Here is a 15,443-nt window from a genome sequence, read left to right on the forward strand (position 1 = left end):
ATAAGCAGTGCCGCAGCCATTTGGGGCGCCTACTTGGCGCTATAAAATTGATAGTATCCAACACTCCGGTTAACACACCTACCCCTCTTCCGCCTACACCATCACTTCCCAGGCGCATGGCCTGCTGGGTCTATGAAGGCCTGCTCATGTTCGGGGTGGTCTTCATCGCCGGCTATCTGTTCGGCACCCTTAGCCAGACGCGCAATGCGCTGGACAATCGCCATGCCTTGCAGGCCTTTGTTTTTGTCATTTTCGGCATTTACTTTGTCTGGTTCTGGGCGAAAGGCCAGACACTTGCCATGAAGACCTGGAACATCCGCGTGGTCGATGTAAACGGCGCTCCCATTACCCAGCAACGCGCCCTGCTGCGCTACCTGCTGAGCTGGCTGTGGTTTCTGCCGCCGCTCGGTGCGAGCTGGCTGCTCGGCCTTTCAGGTGCGGAAGGGGGCGTATTGACGCTGGGCTGGGTCGCCATTTGGGCGATTTTGGCGCGCTTTCATCCCGAACGGCAATTCTGGCACGACGCCTGGGCTGGCACGAGGCTGGTGACCTGGGTGGCGCCCGAAAAACAAAAGCGCGAAGGCAAGCGCAAGCCGAAGAACAACCCAGTAGCCCCCGATCCGTCCTAACATCAACATGCCACAAAGCTGCGAGACAATGCCCCCATGTCCGAACAAGCCCCGTTTTCAGCTACCGCAGCAGCCAGCACCATCCCTCGAGTGACCACCAACGACCCCGTCAACCCTCAAAAACACCGCAAGGGCCTCTCCCGCGTCTGGCACGCCTTGGGCTACTCTGTCGCCGGTTTGCGCGCCGGCTGGCACGAAGTGGCTTTTCGCCAGGAAGCCATTGCCTCCATCGTGCTGGTTCCGACCGCCTTCTGGTTGGGTCGAACCTGGGTCGAAACCGTTTTACTGGCCGGCACGGTCATTCTCATCATGATTGTCGAGTTGCTCAATACCGGGATTGAAACCGCGATTGACCGCATTGGTCCCGAGTGGCATGACCTTTCCAAGCGCGCCAAGGACATGGGCAGCGCCGCCGTGCTGCTCAGCCTGCTGCTTTGCGCAGGCACGTGGGCTCTGGCCCTGTTTCAGCGGTTTGCAGCATGAATTCCAGCACCCTGAAACCCGCTTTTTCCGTCTGTGTCTACTGCGGCTCCCGGCCCGGAAATACCCCTGAATTTGCCGCGGTGGCGCGTGAAGTCGGCAGCTGGATAGGCAGACACGGCGGCCAGCTGGTCTACGGCGGTGGCCGCAATGGGCTGATGGGCATCATGGCAGACGCTGCACTGGCAGCGGGTGGGCGCGTGCTGGGCGTGATTCCCAAGGCACTGGTGGAAAAGGAATGGGCCCATACCGGTTGCACAGAGCTGCACATAGTGGACACCATGCACGAGCGCAAGCGCATCATGGCTGAGCATGCCGATGCGTTTTTGGCGCTGCCGGGCGGCATCGGCACACTGGAGGAGTTTTTTGAAGTCTGGACCTGGCGCCAGCTCGGCTACCACGACAAACCCGTGGGCCTGCTCAACATGGCCGGCCATTACGACAGCCTGCTGGCGTTTCTGGGCTCTGCCGTCAAAAGCGGCTTCATGAGCGACTGGCAGATGGAACTGATTTGCACCGGCCAGGACGCGCAGGCGCTGCTGGAGCAACTGGTGCAGGCGGCGGGCATGACGGCGTCCACCGCACGGCTGGACCAGATTTAACGCTGCCCGGCAGAACGCCGTAGCCACCGAACGCAGCGAAGGGCCGCCTCATACACGAAGTGACGGGCGTGGGGGCCGGTTAAACGGCCGCTTCGTCCTCTTCGCCGGTACGGATACGCACCGTGCGCTCGACGGCGGTGATGAAAATCTTGCCGTCGCCGATCTTGCCGGTGCGTGCCGCGCGCACGATGGCGTCCACGCAGCGTTCCACGTCGTCGGTTTTCACGACCACTTCCACCTTGACCTTGGGCAGGAAGTCGACCACGTATTCGGCGCCACGGTAGAGTTCGGTATGGCCTTTCTGGCGACCGAAACCCTTGACTTCGGTCACGGTGAGGCCAGTGACCCCACATTCAGCGAGGGCCTCCCGGACTTCTTCCAGCTTGAAGGGTTTAAGGATCGCGGTAATTTGTTTCACTGAAAGATCTCCGTTGGTTCTGAATTCTGAATATTGGCTACTGCCTTGAATGTAGCGCCAATGCGGCTCCCAAGCCCGGCTCTAGGCGCGAAATTTGCTGGTAATAGGATAGCGCCAATCCTTGCCAAAACTGCGGTGTGTGACCCGGATGCCCACCGGGGCCTGGCGGCGTTTGTACTCGTTGATCTTGATGAGCCTGGCCACGCGCTCAACTACCGCGCGCTCATAGCCGGCGGCAATGATGGCTTCCACGCTCTGGTCGTTTTCCATGTAGCGCTCCAGGATCGCGTCCAGCACCTCGTAGGGCGGCAGGCTGTCCTGGTCGGTCTGGTCGGGGCGCAGCTCGGCACTCGGCGGCCGCGTGATGACACGCTCGGGAATCGGATTGGCACCCGTCCCATACGGATCATTTTCGTTGCGCCAGCGCGCCAGCTTGAACACCGTCGTCTTGGCAAGATCCTTGATGACCGCAAAGCCGCCAGCCATGTCGCCATACAGCGTGCAATACCCGGTGGCCATCTCGCTCTTGTTGCCGGTGGTGAGCACGATGGAGCCAAACTTGTTGCTCAGCGCCATCAGAAACACCCCGCGAATGCGCGCCTGGATGTTTTCTTCGGTTGTGTCTTCCTTCAGGCCCTTGAACTCATGGGCCAGCGAGCCCTTGAAAGCTTCAAACTCGGGAACAATGGAAATCTCGTCATAGCGCACCTTCAGGCGCTGCGCCATCTCACGCGCATCCACCCATGAAATGTCAGCCGTATAAGGGGACGGCATCATGACCGTACGCACCTTGTCGGCGCCCAGCGCGTCCACCGCGATGGCCAGCACCAGAGCTGAGTCGATGCCACCTGACAGGCCCAGAATCGCGCCTGGAAAGCCATTTTTGCCCAGGTAATCGCGCACGCCGAGCACGAGCGCGTCCCACAAGTCGGCTTCGTTGCTGCGATCTGGTTCAATATCAGCTACTAATTTGATAGCATCCGGCGTACGTTCCGCCTGAACTACAAAAAAATTCTCCTTGAAACTTTCAGCCCGTCCGGCCAATGCGCCGTCGGCTTGCAGTGCAAACGAATGGCCTTCGAACACGATCTCGTCCTGACCACCCACCAGATGCGCATAGACCAGCGGCAGGCCGGTGGCCTGCACCCGGCTGCGCATCATCAGCTCGCGCTCGCCTCCCTTGCCCACGTGGAACGGCGAGGCGTTAATGACGGCCAGCAGTTCGGCGCCGGCCGCTTTGGCCAGCCGCGCCGGTTCTTCAAACCAGGCGTCTTCGCAGATCAGCAGGCCGATGCTGATAGCGTCTTCGCCCTCCCCGGCCTGAAACACGCACACGCCTTGCCCGGGTGTGAAGTAGCGGCGCTCGTCAAACACCTGGTAATTGGGCAGCTCACGCTTGGCATAGGTTTCAAGGGTGCGCCCTTCATGCAACACCTTGGCGGCGTTGTAGCGCTGCTGTACTTCCACGCTCTTGGTGCGCAGGCCCTTGCCGTTGTCGCCGCGCGTAGGTGTGCCCACCACCACCGTCAGGCCTTTTAACCCGGCCAGCTCACGGGCCACCAGATTCACGGCATCATCACAGGCTTGGATGAAAGATGGGCGCAAAAACAGGTCTTCGGCCGCGTAGCCGCAAATCGCCATCTCGGGCGTGAGCAGCAAGCGCACACCATCCGCATAGGCAGTGCGGGCCGCATCAATGATTTTTTGCGCGTTACCCGGCATGTCGCCCACGCAGTAGTTCAATTGGGCAACGCAGATTTTGAGGGTCATGAAAACAACAAATTCCGTTCGGGCTGAGCTTGTCGAAGCCTTGGTCAATCAATGCACACAACCCCTGGCCCCGGCGACAAGCTCAGGGCAGGCTGAACTCAGGGTGTATGGGGGATTGCGTGCCTGAAAACAATTATGTCATCCGCGTGCTGGATTCGCCGCTGGCAATCAGCAGCACTGCGTGGAATTCCCTGCTGATGGCGCAAAGTCCGGACAGCGGCATGAACCCCTTCATGCGCCATGAATACCTGGCGGCAATGCATGAGAGCGGCAGCGCCACGCCCGAGACCGGCTGGACGCCCCGCATCATCACCCTCTGGCAGGGCGATGTGCTGGCGGGCGCCTGCGCGCTTTACCTCAAGACCCACTCCTACGGCGAATACGTATTTGATTGGGCCTGGGCCAACGCCTACCAGCAACACGGCCTGGCCTACTACCCCAAAGCCGTGGTTGCCCCGCCCTTCACCCCGGTACCCGGCGCGCGGCTGCTCGCACGCGACGCGGCGACACGCACATTGCTGATCCAGGCGCTCGTGGCCTGGTGCGAAAAAGAAAAGCTGTCGTCACTGCACCTGCTGTTTGCCGCCGACGAGGACGTAGCGGCCTGCGAAGAAGCAGGCTTGATGCTGCGCCACAACGTGCAGTTTCACTGGCAGAACAAAAGCAAAAGCAATAACCTCCCCCCGACCACTGAAACCGGTTCCGGTCGGGCTGAGCCTGCCGGTGCAACTCCCGCCTCGGTCAGCTCTTCCGCCCTTTCGGTGCTGCACAGGACAGGCAGCTCAGGGAGCACCGGAGACACTTCTTGCCAAAACGATAGCGGATGCGGCTACCGCGACTTCGACGACTTCCTGATGACCCTCAGCCAGGAAAAGCGCAAAAAAATCCGTCAGGAGCGACGCAAGGTCGCTGAAGCTGGCGTGACCTTCCGCTGGTCTCTGGGCGAGGGCATCAGCAAAGGGGACTGGGACTTCTTTTACCGGTGCTACGAACGCACCTATTACGAGCATGGCAACGCGCCATATCTCAGCCGCGACTTCTTCGCGCGCATGGCCCGCACCATGCCCGAGAACTGGCTGCTATTTGTAGCGGAACGACGGGGACGCAAAATAGCTACTAGTTTGATAGCTGTCGATCCAGGATCTACAGGGGCTGAGGCTACAGATCAGTCGAACTTAAAAAATTCACCCAAAATAGCCTATGGCCGCTACTGGGGCGCCCTGGAGCGGGTCGACTGCCTGCACTTTGAAGCCTGTTACTACCAGCCGCTGGCCTGGTGCATAGAACACGGCTACCAGCGCTTTGAAGGTGGCGCGCAGGGCGAGCACAAAATGGCCAGAGCCCTGTTGCCTGTCAAAACCACCAGCGCCCACTGGCTGGCACACCCCTCGTTTGCCGACGCCGTCGAGCGCTTCCTCGCCCGCGAAGGCGCAGGAATTGAAAACTACATGGAAGAGCTGGAGCGGCGCAGCCCCTTCAGGCAGGCCACGTAAGGCGCCATCCAGGCAGGGCACCCGTCATTCACTACGTCACTGCGCCTTCGCCTCATCTCCCGGACGCACCATGAATGGCCAGGCATGGGCGGTTTTCCCGGACGGTGCAGGCTGTTTCGCTGCTGAAGCCGAGGTTTGTAACGCTGGAGCTGCCGGGCTGGCAGGTTTGGCGTCGGGTCGGCTGAGGTCTGCATTTTGTATGGCCATGGGCAATCGGAAGTCTGAAGGAGGAGAGGAGATGAGTTAATTTAAAGACTAGCATGCACGCCTGCTGTCAGACACCAGTGATTTCACTGTAGGACGGCGCACCCGCCAGACACAAACTGCCTGATGGCGCCCGGATGGCGTCATTCGCCCGCGACAATTGGCCATGACTACTGCCCCCCCCCCGCCGCCTACACCGTCAAACTGGTCGACGCCCCCGGCCTGAGCGCCGCCCAGCGGAGCGCCGCCGAACTGCGCTTTCGCATGGCCCTTGAATTTGCCTTGGGCGGGCCCGATAGCGTGCTGCCCACGCTGCAGGCCTGCCTGCTCGTGCGCACACTCAACGAAAACTCGCCCCTTGAATCGCTAGCCGAGGCTGAGCAACAGGTCATCGCGCTGTGGGAAAAGGCTGAAGCCGATGCCATCGTGGCCGCGTTCAGGCCATTGGGCAAAAAGATGGGAGATGCGCGGTTTGAGATTCGCGGCTGAGGGCACATTGGTACCGGCTCATACCAATCCTCTCCAATCAGCAACTGCCCGAATGGCCGGTCCGGACCCACCACTCCCGGGTGTTTCAACTGCGGCGCGTTTCAACTACGGGTGCTTCAGGGCTCTGGCGTTCCGGTGTCCTGCAATCCACGCGTTAACTCCGCCCTCGCTACCGCGGCAAGTGCTTCGTACCTGGCCCGGAATGCATCGAGACTCCCCTCCTCCAGTTCCTCCAGATCGAGAAGCGCGTTATGCGCACCCTGGGTTGCACGAATGAGTTCATCGAGTTTCACCTGGATCGCCTCCGTATCCCGGTTCTGGGTGTTCTGAATCAGGAAGACCATCAGGAAGGTAATGATCGTGGTGCCGGTATTGATGACCAATTGCCAGGTGTCACTGAAACCGAACAGAGGTCCGGTCACAACCCAGGCTGCGATGACGGCAACGGCAAGAACAAACACCCTCGGCCGGCCGCAAAAATGCGCCGCCGCCTTCGCAAATCGGGAATACCAAGCGTGGTTATGCATGCTGGACCTCTCTTTCGACGCCGGATGAATACGGCAGGGCTTGCAAGCCGGGGGCTATCGGGCCAACAGGCTGGATAGAGATGCACCTGATGTCTGCATGCTGTGTGGCCATGATCAATGTGAAGAACGGGGACAAATCAGTGTCAAGATTAGCACGCAGGGTGGCCGTCGGGCACGTGTGATTTCATTGCGGCCGGTAGAGCCTGCCCCCTTGCCGCGAATCCTGGCCATGCAGCGACCATGCAGTGCATATGCCCCAGCTGCGAGGCAAAATCGAAACTTCTGAGCCATGACCGACACCCAGCCCGCCACCACCCCCCTGGAAGCATCGTTTACTGCGCCGCTCGGCCGCGCGCACGCCCGGCGCCTGCGCGAGGTCTACCGCTCGGCCGGCTGGCCCTGCCAGGATGTGCTGGAAATTGAACTGCTGGCGGCCGGCCTGCTGCAGCGCATAGCCGGCCCGGCAGGCCATGAAACCCTGCGGGTCACCGATACGGGCGTGGCCTACCTCGCCGCCACCCTGGTACGCAACCGCGCGGCATTGTCGAAGCACGAAGCACTGGTAGAGCGCGTGGCCTGCGAGATGGTGCGCGCAGGTCGCATCACCTGGCGTGGCCTCGGCCTACGTGCGCAATTGCCTGCCGCTGGCGAAGGCGTGCCAGCGCGCTGGTGCATGGCACGCCCTGACGTGTTCTCTATCCGCAATACCTCGGTGCAGGAGTATGTGGACCCCATCGTTCACGAGGTCAAGGTCCATCGCGCCGACTTGCTGGGCGACCTTCGCCGTCCCGAAAAACGTGCCGCCTATCTGGACCTGGGCGGCGAATGCTGGTACGTACTGGGTTGCGACGCCAAAGGCCGGCCCATTGGCACGGCCGATGAGATCCCGCTGGAGTGCGGCGTCATGGTGATGGATGCCGATCGCCTGGCCGTCGCCCGCGCAGCGCCCCGGCGCTCACGACAGCCCTTGCCGCTGGGGGTATGGATGGCACTGGCCAAGGCTACGCCTGTGGCTGGATTAACCGATGATGAACAGGGAATGCTCGCGGATGCCGAGCGGAATTGAGACAGGAATTGAGACAAGTTCCGCTGCCGCTGAAGATCGGCCAGGGGAAAACGCAAAAACAACGGAGCCAGCAACAAAAATGAAAATGCCCCGCGATAGCGAGGCATTTCTTGAGGGACTGTTCCAGAGTTTTCACTGCCGGAAAGCAGTTGCTTATTGATGCCTTTATGCCTTTATGCCGTAAGGCAATCAACCCAATCAACCATTAACGCTTCCTGGAAGCAGCGGCGCCTGCACTGACAGCCTGCTTGGTCACGGCCGTGAAGTTGGCCTCAGCCAGTTCGACGGCCTTCTTTGCCGTTCCCTGGGCGGTTTCGATAGCGTTCTGGCTCACGTTCACAGCGCTCTTGAAAGCAGCAACAGCGGACTCGGTTCCAGCGGGGGCGTTCTTCGTCATATTTTCCACCGCAACGGCAAAAGCTTTTTTTGCTTCGTCCACCTTGGCTTCAAAAGCCTTGGTGAATACGGCTCCGGTTTCAGCGGCAACGCTGTAGACATGGTTGCCATAGGAAGCCGACTTCTCGGCCAGGGGCTGAAGCAAGCCGGTTTGCAGGGCCAGCAGCTGCTGCGCATCTTTGGCGCCCAGAGCGGCTCGCGCGTAGTTGAAAGATTCAGCCAAAGCAGCCTTGGAGGCCGCCAGGTTCAACTCGACCAGTTTTTCGAATCCGGCAAAAGTGTGGGTCGTCAGGCCTTCCAGGGCGTCGACGTTAGCTTGGTTGGTCGCGATGAGTTGTTCAGCTGTGTAGGTCATTGAAAGCTCCTGGGTTGATGGACGTTCTGGGCGTCTGCCCTGCATAAACCCGTTTCCGGTTATTTATGTTGCAGTGCAGCATGGACTCTATTATGGAGAAAACCAGAACATTCGCAAGTAATTTTGTTGCGCCGCAGCAAATTCTAGGGAGACCGGTCTAGCTGTTGAATTGCAACAGCTTGTACTTGCGAAGGCGCAAAGCCACGGCGGGTGTCCTGACGTGCCATGACGCAGTGGCTGGGGGCGATGCGCCACAGCTTCCGGGGTGTCCCTGCGCAGCGGCTCATTGGGTTGGGCTTCTCTACGGCAAACCCTACTGTCGCAACCCTCCCCGCTCGGTTAACGTCCTCCACGGAGACAATAACCATGAAATCGCTCACCGGCCTCGATGCGACCTTCCTCTACCTGGAAACTCCCGAAATGCCCATGCATGTGGGCTCGCTGAACCTGTGTGAACTGCCGGCCGGCTTCAAGGGCAGCTTTCATAAAGAAGTCACCAGGCACATTGCCAAACGCATGCACCTGGCGCCAGTGTTCAGCCGCAAGCTGGTGTTCATGCCGCTGGACCTGGGTCATCCGCTGTGGGTTGAGGCTGACTCGGTGGACATCGGCTTTCACATTCGCCGCGCCGACGCCACGAAAAAAGGCGCTGCACCCATGACGCTGGCCGAGGTGCACAAGCTGTGCGCGCAATTGCATGGGGAGCTGATTGACCGCAACTTTCCGCTCTGGGAGTTTTATATTTTTGACCGCATCAAGCTGCCTGCCAGTCAGGGAGGCAAGATCGTGGCCGGTTTTTTCTCCAAAATCCATCATGCGGCCCTGGACGGAAAAGGCGGCGTGATGCTGGCCAACGCCCTGCTGGACGTCAGCCCGGTGCCACGTGACGTGCCTCCGCCCGACCCCGGCCGCCGCCGCAGGCTGGAGGCTGATCTCAAGGTCGGCAAGATGATCGGCTCGGTGTTTTCCAGCTCGCTGGGCCAGTTGGTCAAGGTGGCCAGGTCATTGCCAGCGGCAGCCGGCACCCTCGGCCGCACGCTGGCCAAACAATCGCTTGGCAGTTCGGCCACCGGCGTGCGGCCGAAGATGCCGATGAAGCTGGCGCCGCCCTCGCCGTTCAATGCGGGCATAGGCTCGGGCAGGGTTTTCGTCACGGCCACCATTCCGCTGGCTGAATGCAAGGCCATGGGCAAGGCAGTGGGCGGCTCGTTTAACGACGTGGTGCTGTGGATCTGCTCGACCGCCCTGCGCGATTACCTCACGCAGCATCACAGCCTGCCCAAAAAATCCCTGGTGGCGGCCATGCCGGTCTCGCTGCGTGAAAATGGCGCCACCGACACGAGCAACCTGGGCAACCAGGTGAGCATGAGCCTGGTGGATCTGGGCACGCACCTGGCGCATCCCCTCAAGCGCCTGAACGCCATCATGGCGTCCACAGGCAAGGTGAAAGATTCCCTGCAAAGCCTGAAAGGCCTGCTGCCGACCGACTACCCTTCGCTGCTGGCGCCGTGGCTGGTGGGCGGCGCGGCCAGGCTGGCGCTCAATGCCTATGGCAAAAGCGGCCTGGCCAGCCGCCTGCCGATGGTGGCAAACCTCGCAATTTCCAATGTACCAGGACCAGCGGTGCCCCTGTACCTGGCCGGTGCCCGCTTTCTGACCTTCCACCCGCTGTCCATCATCATGCATGGCCTGGCACTCAACATCACCATCCAGACCTATGCCGGCCATGTTGATTTCGGCATCATTGGCGACAAGAAAGCGCTGCCGCATACACAGGATCTGGCCAAGGCGATCGAAGCTGCTTTCGAGCAAGCGCAGGCATTGATGGTCGGTACAGCACCCGCTCCCGCTGCAACCCCAAGTGGGCCGCCGGCGGTAAAAACACCCGTAAAAACCCGCAAAACTGCCGTCCTGAACGTGACCAACGCAGCCAGGTTAGAGGAGCCTCCCTCTGGAAAAAGACGCAGACGCCCCGATACTGTTTCCATCCATAACAGCACCAAAACGTCCAATGCTCCGAGCCATGGCAAGCACGTTCCGCAAAAAACCCACACCCCACGCATCCAGCGCACAACAACCCCCAAGCCAGCCAGGCCCGCATGACATTGCGCCGCCCAGCGCCTGGCTGCTGGCGCTGGAGTTGCGTGCTGTCTGGGAATTTGGCGCCCTGCTTCCCTCATGGCCGCTGCTGGCACGCGCGCCCGAGGGTGATGGGCATGCCGTGATGGTGTTTCCGGGCCTTTCTGCCAACGATGTCTCCACCGTGCCGCTGCGCCATTACCTGCAGTCGCTCAGCTACAAGGCCTGGGGCTGGGAGCAGGGTTTCAACCTGGGCCCGCGCGCCGGCGTGATTGACGAAGCCAAGGCCCAGCTCACGCGCACTTTTGAATCCACCGGTCGCAAGGTCAGCCTGGTCGGCTGGAGCCTGGGCGGCGTGTACGCGCGGGAACTGGCCAAGGAATTGCCTCACATGGTGCGCGGCGTGATCACATTGGGAACGCCCTTTTCCGCTTCACACAAATCCACCAACGCCTGGCGTATTTACGAACTGGTGAGCGGCCGCAGCATTGAGCGCGAAGCGGAAAACTACGACCTGCCCACCGCACCGCCGGTGCCAACCACCAGCATCTATTCGCGCACCGATGGCATTGTGGCCTGGCAAGGGAGCATTCAGTCGCCCTGCACGAGCAACCCTTACACCGAGAACATCGAGGTGGTGGCCAGCCACATTGGACTGGGAGTCAATCCCAGCGCCTGGTGGGCCATCGCCGACCGTCTGGCGCAGGCCGAGGGCCAGTGGCGCCCCTTTGCAGCAGAAGACAAAGGCCGCAGAGGCCGAATCCACGGCCTGATTTATCCCGATCCGGCACGCACCGCCTGAGCACCGCCTTGCGGGCAGTCGCTGGCCTCAAACAGGTGGCGGCGTCAGCCCGCGCCTACAACAACAGTTGACACCGTCTGCTAGCCGCGGGATGGCTGCGCGACCCACAATGAATGGCCACGCACTTCATCGCGGAACATTCAATGGACCACACCATCACCAGCATGCAGCCTTGTATCGAGGCCTGTACCCACTGCCACCAGGTGTGCCTGCAGACGGCCATGACGCATTGCCTCCAGGTCGGCGGCAAGCACATCGACCCCGACCATTTCAGCCTGATGCTGACCTGTGCGGATATCTGCCAGACATCGGCCAATTTGCAGCTCAGCGGCTCTGAGTACGTGCCCAAACTTTGCGCCCTGTGCGCCGAAATTTGCGAGGCTTGCGCCACCAGTTGCGAAGCCATTGGCGAGATGGATGACTGCGTGCAGGCCTGCCGGAAATGCGCGGAATCCTGCGCCGGCATGGCCGTGGTGTGAAGTTGCCAGGCATCCTGACATCCCACCCTGGCGCCACGCGCTGAAAAGTCCGCAATGCGCCGGTTCGGACACCCCTGCCACGACCAGGCGCCATAAAAAAGCGCCTGCACAGTTCAGTGCAGGCGCTTTTTGCAAGATGTGTGCGGTGGTTTTTTGCTATCTTTTTTATAGCCATCCTGGATCTATCTGAAGTTGAAGAGGCAAGAGCACCAAAAAAGCGCCAGCCCCTTCAGCAATTTACCAGCCCCTGGCCTCAGGCCTTGTTCGCCTTGGCGTAGTTGGCAATGCCGTCGGTAATTTCCTTCTTCGCAGCCTCCGGGCCTTCCCATCCCTGCACTTTGACCCATTTGCCCTCTTCGAGGTCTTTGTAGTGCTCAAAGAAATGCGCGATGGTTTTCAGGCGCAGCGGGTTCATGTCTTCAGGCTTTTGCCAATGACTGTAGAGCGAGCACTTCTTGTCGATGGGCACGGCCAGCACCTTGCCGTCTTCGCCAGCCTCGTCGGTCATTTTCAAAATGCCGATCACGCGGCAAGTCACCACCACGCCGGGAATCAGCGGAACGGGCGTGATGACCAGCACATCCACCGGGTCGCCATCGCCGCTGATGGTTTTGGGCACATAGCCGTAGTTGGTCGGGTAGTGCATGGACGTGCTCATGAAGCGGTCCACAAAAATCGCGCCCGACTCCTTGTCGACTTCGTATTTCACCGGGTCAGCGTTCATCGGGATTTCGATGATCACATTGAAGGAATCAGGAACGTTTTTTCCAGGAGAAACTTTATCTAGGGACATGGTCGATTGATGTTGATAAAAAAAAGAGGGAAAGACAGGAACACGAAACGTTGCAGCAGGCGGTGTTGGCTGAGGGAGTCAACCGCTGGATTTAGCTACTCAGGATTTACCCTCATTTTACTGATTCATACCTTACGGGTCGTCAATTTGTCATGTTTTGGCAGTAAATTGCGCGAGTTGGCCAATCGTCTCCAAGCATGTTGGAAGCAGCGAGGAAGCAACGCAGCGGGGGTTTCACACCACACTAGCGTTGCTACCCCCTCCAAGCGAAAAACAAGGAGATCTCTATGACAGGCAACTCAGCGCTCATTCTTGCGCTCGTCTGCGGGCTTATTGCCGTGGGGTACGGCATCTGGGCACGCAGCTGGATTCTTTCCCAGGACGCCGGCAATGCACGCATGCAGGAAATTGCGGCCGCCATCCAGACCGGCGCCGCGGCCTACCTGGCCCGGCAGTACAAAACCATCGCGATTGCTGGCGTGGTCCTGGCCCTGCTGATCGGCTTCTTCCTGGATGGAAAAACCGCCATCGGCTTTGTGATCGGAGCCGTGCTGTCAGGGGCCTGCGGCTTCATTGGCATGAATGTATCGGTGCGCGCCAATGTACGCACCGCACAGGCCGCCACCCGCGGCATTGGCCCGGCACTCGACGTCGCCTTTCGCGGCGGCGCCATCACCGGCATGCTGGTGGTCGGTCTCGGCCTGCTGGGTGTGACCTCCTTTTACTGGTTCCTGGTGGGCAACGGCAACTACACGCCCGACCGCAAGCTGGCTGAATTGCTCAACCCGCTGATCGGCCTGGCCTTCGGCGCTTCGCTGATCTCGATCTTCGCCCGTCTGGGCGGCGGCATTTTCACCAAGGGCGCTGACGTCGGCGCCGATCTGGTGGGCAAGGTCGAAGCCGGCATTCCCGAAGATGATCCGCGCAACCCGGCCGTGATCGCCGACAACGTGGGCGACAACGTGGGCGACTGCGCCGGCATGGCGGCCGACCTGTTTGAAACCTACGCGGTGACGCTGATTGCCACCATGGTGCTGGGCGCCCTGCTGGTGGCGGCTGCCCCGCTCAACGCTGTGGTCTACCCGCTGGCACTCGGTGCCGTGTCCATCGTGGCGTCCATCATCGGCTGCTTCTTCGTCAAGGCTTCGCCCGGCATGAAGAACGTGATGCCGGCGCTGTACAGGGGCCTGGCCGTGGCCGGCGTGCTGTCGCTGATCGCCTTCTACTTCGTCACGATGTGGCTGATGCCTGACAACGCGATTGCCGCCTCCGGCACGCAGATACGCCTGTTCGGCGCCTGCGCCGTCGGCCTGATACTCACCGGTGCGCTGGTCTGGATCACCGAGTTCTACACCGGCACTCAGTACTCGCCGGTGCAGCACATCGCGCAAGCTTCCACCACCGGTCATGGCACCAACATCATTGCGGGTCTGGGCGTGTCCATGCGTTCCACCGCGTGGCCGGTGCTCTGCGTCTGTATCGCCATCATGACGGCCTATTCGCTGGCCGGCCTGTACGGCATTGCCACCGCAGCCACCGCCATGCTGAGCATGGCCGGCATTGTGGTGGCGCTGGACGCCTATGGCCCGATCACTGACAACGCCGGCGGCATTGCCGAAATGTCCAAATTGCCCGCCAGCGTACGAGAGATCACCGACCCGCTGGACGCGGTGGGCAACACCACCAAGGCCGTGACCAAGGGCTACGCCATCGGCTCGGCCGGCCTGGCCGCGCTGGTGCTGTTTGCCGACTACACCCACAAGCTGGAAGGCTATGGCAACGCCATCAGCTTTGATCTGAGCGACCCGATGGTGATCGTGGGCCTGTTCATCGGCGGCCTGATCCCCTACCTGTTCGGCGCCATGGCGATGGAGGCCGTGGGCCGCGCCGCCGGCTCGGTGGTGGTGGAAGTGCGCCGCCAGTTCCGCGAGATCAAAGGCATCATGGAAGGCACGGCAAAGCCCGAGTACGGCAAGGCCGTGGACATGCTGACCACCGCGGCGATCAAGGAAATGGTGATCCCGTCGCTGCTGCCGGTGGTGGTGCCTATCCTGGTCGGCCTGGTGCTGGGCCCCAAGGCGCTGGGCGGCATGCTGATGGGCACCATCGTGACCGGCCTGTTCGTGGCGATCTCGATGTGCACCGGTGGCGGTGCCTGGGACAACGCCAAGAAATACATTGAAGACGGCAACCATGGCGGCAAGGGTTCGGAAGCGCACAAGGCCGCCGTGACCGGCGACACCGTGGGCGACCCCTACAAGGACACCGCTGGTCCGGCCGTGAACCCGTTGATCAAGATCATCAACATCGTGGCGCTGCTGATCGTGCCATTGATGATGAAGTTCCATGGCGGACCGGCCAACGCAGCGCCGGTCATGCCGGTGGCGGCGCCTGCAGCAGTGTCTGCGCCAGCTCCGGTGACGCCTGCACCAATGGCGGCCACACCCATGGCTCCGGCAGCACCAGCAACGCCAGCATCCAAATAAGGTGTCTTGCGCATCAGGAGCCCGCTTCGGCGGGCTTTTTTATTGCCCGGTTTCAATAATGAATGACGATTTCTGGCGTCATGACACTTTTGACTCAAAACCAGCGTCGCGAGGATGAAACGGCCAATCGATCCAGCCGTTGGCGGCGCCTGCAGCCCTGCCAGTTCCACGCGCCCGCTATCACCTCTACCTCTGTTAAACGACCAAACACCCCATGCCCAAAAGCAAGCCACCAGCTTCGGCAGTGCTTCGTACAGGGTGCGGTCAATGACCGCAATGCCAGCATGAGCGGACTTGCCTTGGTGGACTTTGCGAGACTTCGCGGGCCGGGACGATTACCACCCGCCCCTCCACCTTTTCAACGCCATTTTTTCT

The 15,443-nt window shown here is 60.8% G+C and carries 15 protein-coding genes; 10 read left to right on the top strand and 5 right to left on the bottom strand.

From position 1 onward, the window contains the following. The first annotated feature begins 50 nt into the window (after positions 1-50). Genes AC1DS5_RS03345 through AC1DS5_RS03355 form a run of 3 tightly spaced genes read left to right on the top strand, consistent with a single transcriptional unit; the run spans position 51 to position 1,711 of the window. Positions 51-629: an RDD family protein gene (locus tag AC1DS5_RS03345; protein ID WP_477717219.1), complete on the top strand. Its 579-nt coding sequence runs from the start codon at positions 51-53 to the stop codon at positions 627-629. A 36-nt stretch (positions 630-665) separates the two neighbouring features. After that, positions 666-1,112, top strand: a complete 447-nt coding sequence (locus AC1DS5_RS03350) for a diacylglycerol kinase (protein ID WP_477716841.1) — start codon at positions 666-668, stop codon at positions 1,110-1,112. Next, a complete protein-coding gene (locus AC1DS5_RS03355; protein ID WP_477716842.1) occupies positions 1,109-1,711 on the top strand; it encodes an LOG family protein in 603 nt (200 codons plus the stop codon). The genes AC1DS5_RS03350 and AC1DS5_RS03355 overlap by 4 nt, the downstream gene beginning before the upstream one ends. A gap of 79 nt (positions 1,712-1,790) precedes the next feature. Here AC1DS5_RS03355 and AC1DS5_RS03360 read toward each other — a convergent pair whose 3' ends face one another. Together AC1DS5_RS03360 and AC1DS5_RS03365 are read right to left on the bottom strand one after the other, a co-directional pair. Continuing rightward, positions 1,791-2,129 (bottom strand): P-II family nitrogen regulator, encoded by a 339-nt coding sequence (locus AC1DS5_RS03360; protein ID WP_011483231.1) that lies wholly within the window; start codon positions 2,127-2,129, stop codon positions 1,791-1,793. Positions 2,130-2,210: 81 nt separating this feature from the next. Continuing rightward, a complete protein-coding gene (locus AC1DS5_RS03365) occupies positions 2,211-3,899 on the bottom strand; it encodes an NAD+ synthase (protein WP_477716843.1) in 1,689 nt (562 codons plus the stop codon). Positions 3,900-4,006: 107 nt separating this feature from the next. On the opposite strand from AC1DS5_RS03365, the gene AC1DS5_RS03370 reads away from it, so the two are divergent. Both AC1DS5_RS03370 and AC1DS5_RS03375 read left to right on the top strand, forming a co-directional pair. Continuing rightward, positions 4,007-5,392: a GNAT family N-acetyltransferase gene (locus tag AC1DS5_RS03370; RefSeq protein WP_477716844.1), complete on the top strand. Its 1,386-nt coding sequence runs from the start codon at positions 4,007-4,009 to the stop codon at positions 5,390-5,392. Positions 5,393-5,722: 330 nt separating this feature from the next. Then, entirely contained in the window at positions 5,723-6,085 is a 363-nt protein-coding gene (locus tag AC1DS5_RS03375; RefSeq protein ID WP_477716845.1) for a hypothetical protein, read from the top strand. 116 nt (positions 6,086-6,201) lie between these two features. Here the strand turns inward: AC1DS5_RS03375 and AC1DS5_RS03380 are convergent, their stop codons facing one another. After that, the gene (locus tag AC1DS5_RS03380; protein ID WP_477716846.1) at positions 6,202-6,612 is read right to left on the bottom strand and encodes a low affinity iron permease family protein; all 411 of its coding nucleotides are present in this window, start codon (positions 6,610-6,612) and stop codon (positions 6,202-6,204) included. 289 nt (positions 6,613-6,901) lie between these two features. Here AC1DS5_RS03380 and AC1DS5_RS03385 point away from each other — a divergent pair, with 289 nt between their 5' ends. Beyond that, entirely contained in the window at positions 6,902-7,678 is a 777-nt protein-coding gene (locus AC1DS5_RS03385; RefSeq protein ID WP_477716847.1) for a hypothetical protein, read from the top strand. A 205-nt stretch (positions 7,679-7,883) separates the two neighbouring features. Here the strand turns inward: AC1DS5_RS03385 and AC1DS5_RS03390 are convergent, their stop codons facing one another. Continuing rightward, a complete protein-coding gene (locus AC1DS5_RS03390) occupies positions 7,884-8,429 on the bottom strand; it encodes a phasin family protein (RefSeq protein WP_477717220.1) in 546 nt (181 codons plus the stop codon). A 366-nt stretch (positions 8,430-8,795) separates the two neighbouring features. Between AC1DS5_RS03390 and AC1DS5_RS03395 the strand changes: the two genes are divergently transcribed. From AC1DS5_RS03395 to AC1DS5_RS03405, 3 genes are all read left to right on the top strand, one after another. Next, positions 8,796-10,532, top strand: a complete 1,737-nt coding sequence (locus AC1DS5_RS03395) for a wax ester/triacylglycerol synthase family O-acyltransferase (RefSeq protein WP_477716848.1) — start codon at positions 8,796-8,798, stop codon at positions 10,530-10,532. Then, positions 10,453-11,310: an alpha/beta hydrolase gene (locus AC1DS5_RS03400; RefSeq protein ID WP_477716849.1), complete on the top strand. Its 858-nt coding sequence runs from the start codon at positions 10,453-10,455 to the stop codon at positions 11,308-11,310. The genes AC1DS5_RS03395 and AC1DS5_RS03400 overlap by 80 nt, the downstream gene beginning before the upstream one ends. A gap of 143 nt (positions 11,311-11,453) precedes the next feature. After that, positions 11,454-11,789 (top strand): four-helix bundle copper-binding protein, encoded by a 336-nt coding sequence (locus AC1DS5_RS03405; protein WP_477716850.1) that lies wholly within the window; start codon positions 11,454-11,456, stop codon positions 11,787-11,789. Between the two features lie 253 nt (positions 11,790-12,042). Here AC1DS5_RS03405 and ppa read toward each other — a convergent pair whose 3' ends face one another. Beyond that, positions 12,043-12,582: an inorganic diphosphatase gene (gene ppa / locus AC1DS5_RS03410; protein ID WP_011483221.1), complete on the bottom strand. Its 540-nt coding sequence runs from the start codon at positions 12,580-12,582 to the stop codon at positions 12,043-12,045. Positions 12,583-12,869: 287 nt separating this feature from the next. Between ppa and AC1DS5_RS03415 the strand changes: the two genes are divergently transcribed. Then, positions 12,870-15,068, top strand: coding sequence for a sodium-translocating pyrophosphatase (locus tag AC1DS5_RS03415; RefSeq protein ID WP_477716851.1), 2,199 nt, complete (start codon positions 12,870-12,872; stop codon positions 15,066-15,068). The last annotated feature ends 375 nt before the right edge of the window (positions 15,069-15,443 follow it).

It is taken from the genome of Polaromonas sp. P4_H1 (assembly GCF_056400945.1).

Coding starts and splice junctions, on each gene's coding strand:
- AC1DS5_RS03400 (WP_477716849.1), top strand. CDS start 10,453: ATGGCAAGCACGTTCCGCAAAAAACCCACACCCCACGCATCCAGCGCA.
- AC1DS5_RS03395 (WP_477716848.1), top strand. CDS start 8,796: ATGAAATCGCTCACCGGCCTCGATGCGACCTTCCTCTACCTGGAAACT.
- AC1DS5_RS03370 (WP_477716844.1), top strand. CDS start 4,007: ATGGGGGATTGCGTGCCTGAAAACAATTATGTCATCCGCGTGCTGGAT.
- AC1DS5_RS03385 (WP_477716847.1), top strand. CDS start 6,902: ATGACCGACACCCAGCCCGCCACCACCCCCCTGGAAGCATCGTTTACT.
- AC1DS5_RS03390 (WP_477717220.1), bottom strand. CDS start 8,429: ATGACCTACACAGCTGAACAACTCATCGCGACCAACCAAGCTAACGTC.
- AC1DS5_RS03350 (WP_477716841.1), top strand. CDS start 666: ATGTCCGAACAAGCCCCGTTTTCAGCTACCGCAGCAGCCAGCACCATC.
- AC1DS5_RS03375 (WP_477716845.1), top strand. CDS start 5,723: ATGGCGCCCGGATGGCGTCATTCGCCCGCGACAATTGGCCATGACTAC.
- ppa (WP_011483221.1), bottom strand. CDS start 12,582: ATGTCCCTAGATAAAGTTTCTCCTGGAAAAAACGTTCCTGATTCCTTC.
- AC1DS5_RS03380 (WP_477716846.1), bottom strand. CDS start 6,612: ATGCATAACCACGCTTGGTATTCCCGATTTGCGAAGGCGGCGGCGCAT.
- AC1DS5_RS03365 (WP_477716843.1), bottom strand. CDS start 3,899: ATGACCCTCAAAATCTGCGTTGCCCAATTGAACTACTGCGTGGGCGAC.
- AC1DS5_RS03405 (WP_477716850.1), top strand. CDS start 11,454: ATGGACCACACCATCACCAGCATGCAGCCTTGTATCGAGGCCTGTACC.
- AC1DS5_RS03415 (WP_477716851.1), top strand. CDS start 12,870: ATGACAGGCAACTCAGCGCTCATTCTTGCGCTCGTCTGCGGGCTTATT.
- AC1DS5_RS03355 (WP_477716842.1), top strand. CDS start 1,109: ATGAATTCCAGCACCCTGAAACCCGCTTTTTCCGTCTGTGTCTACTGC.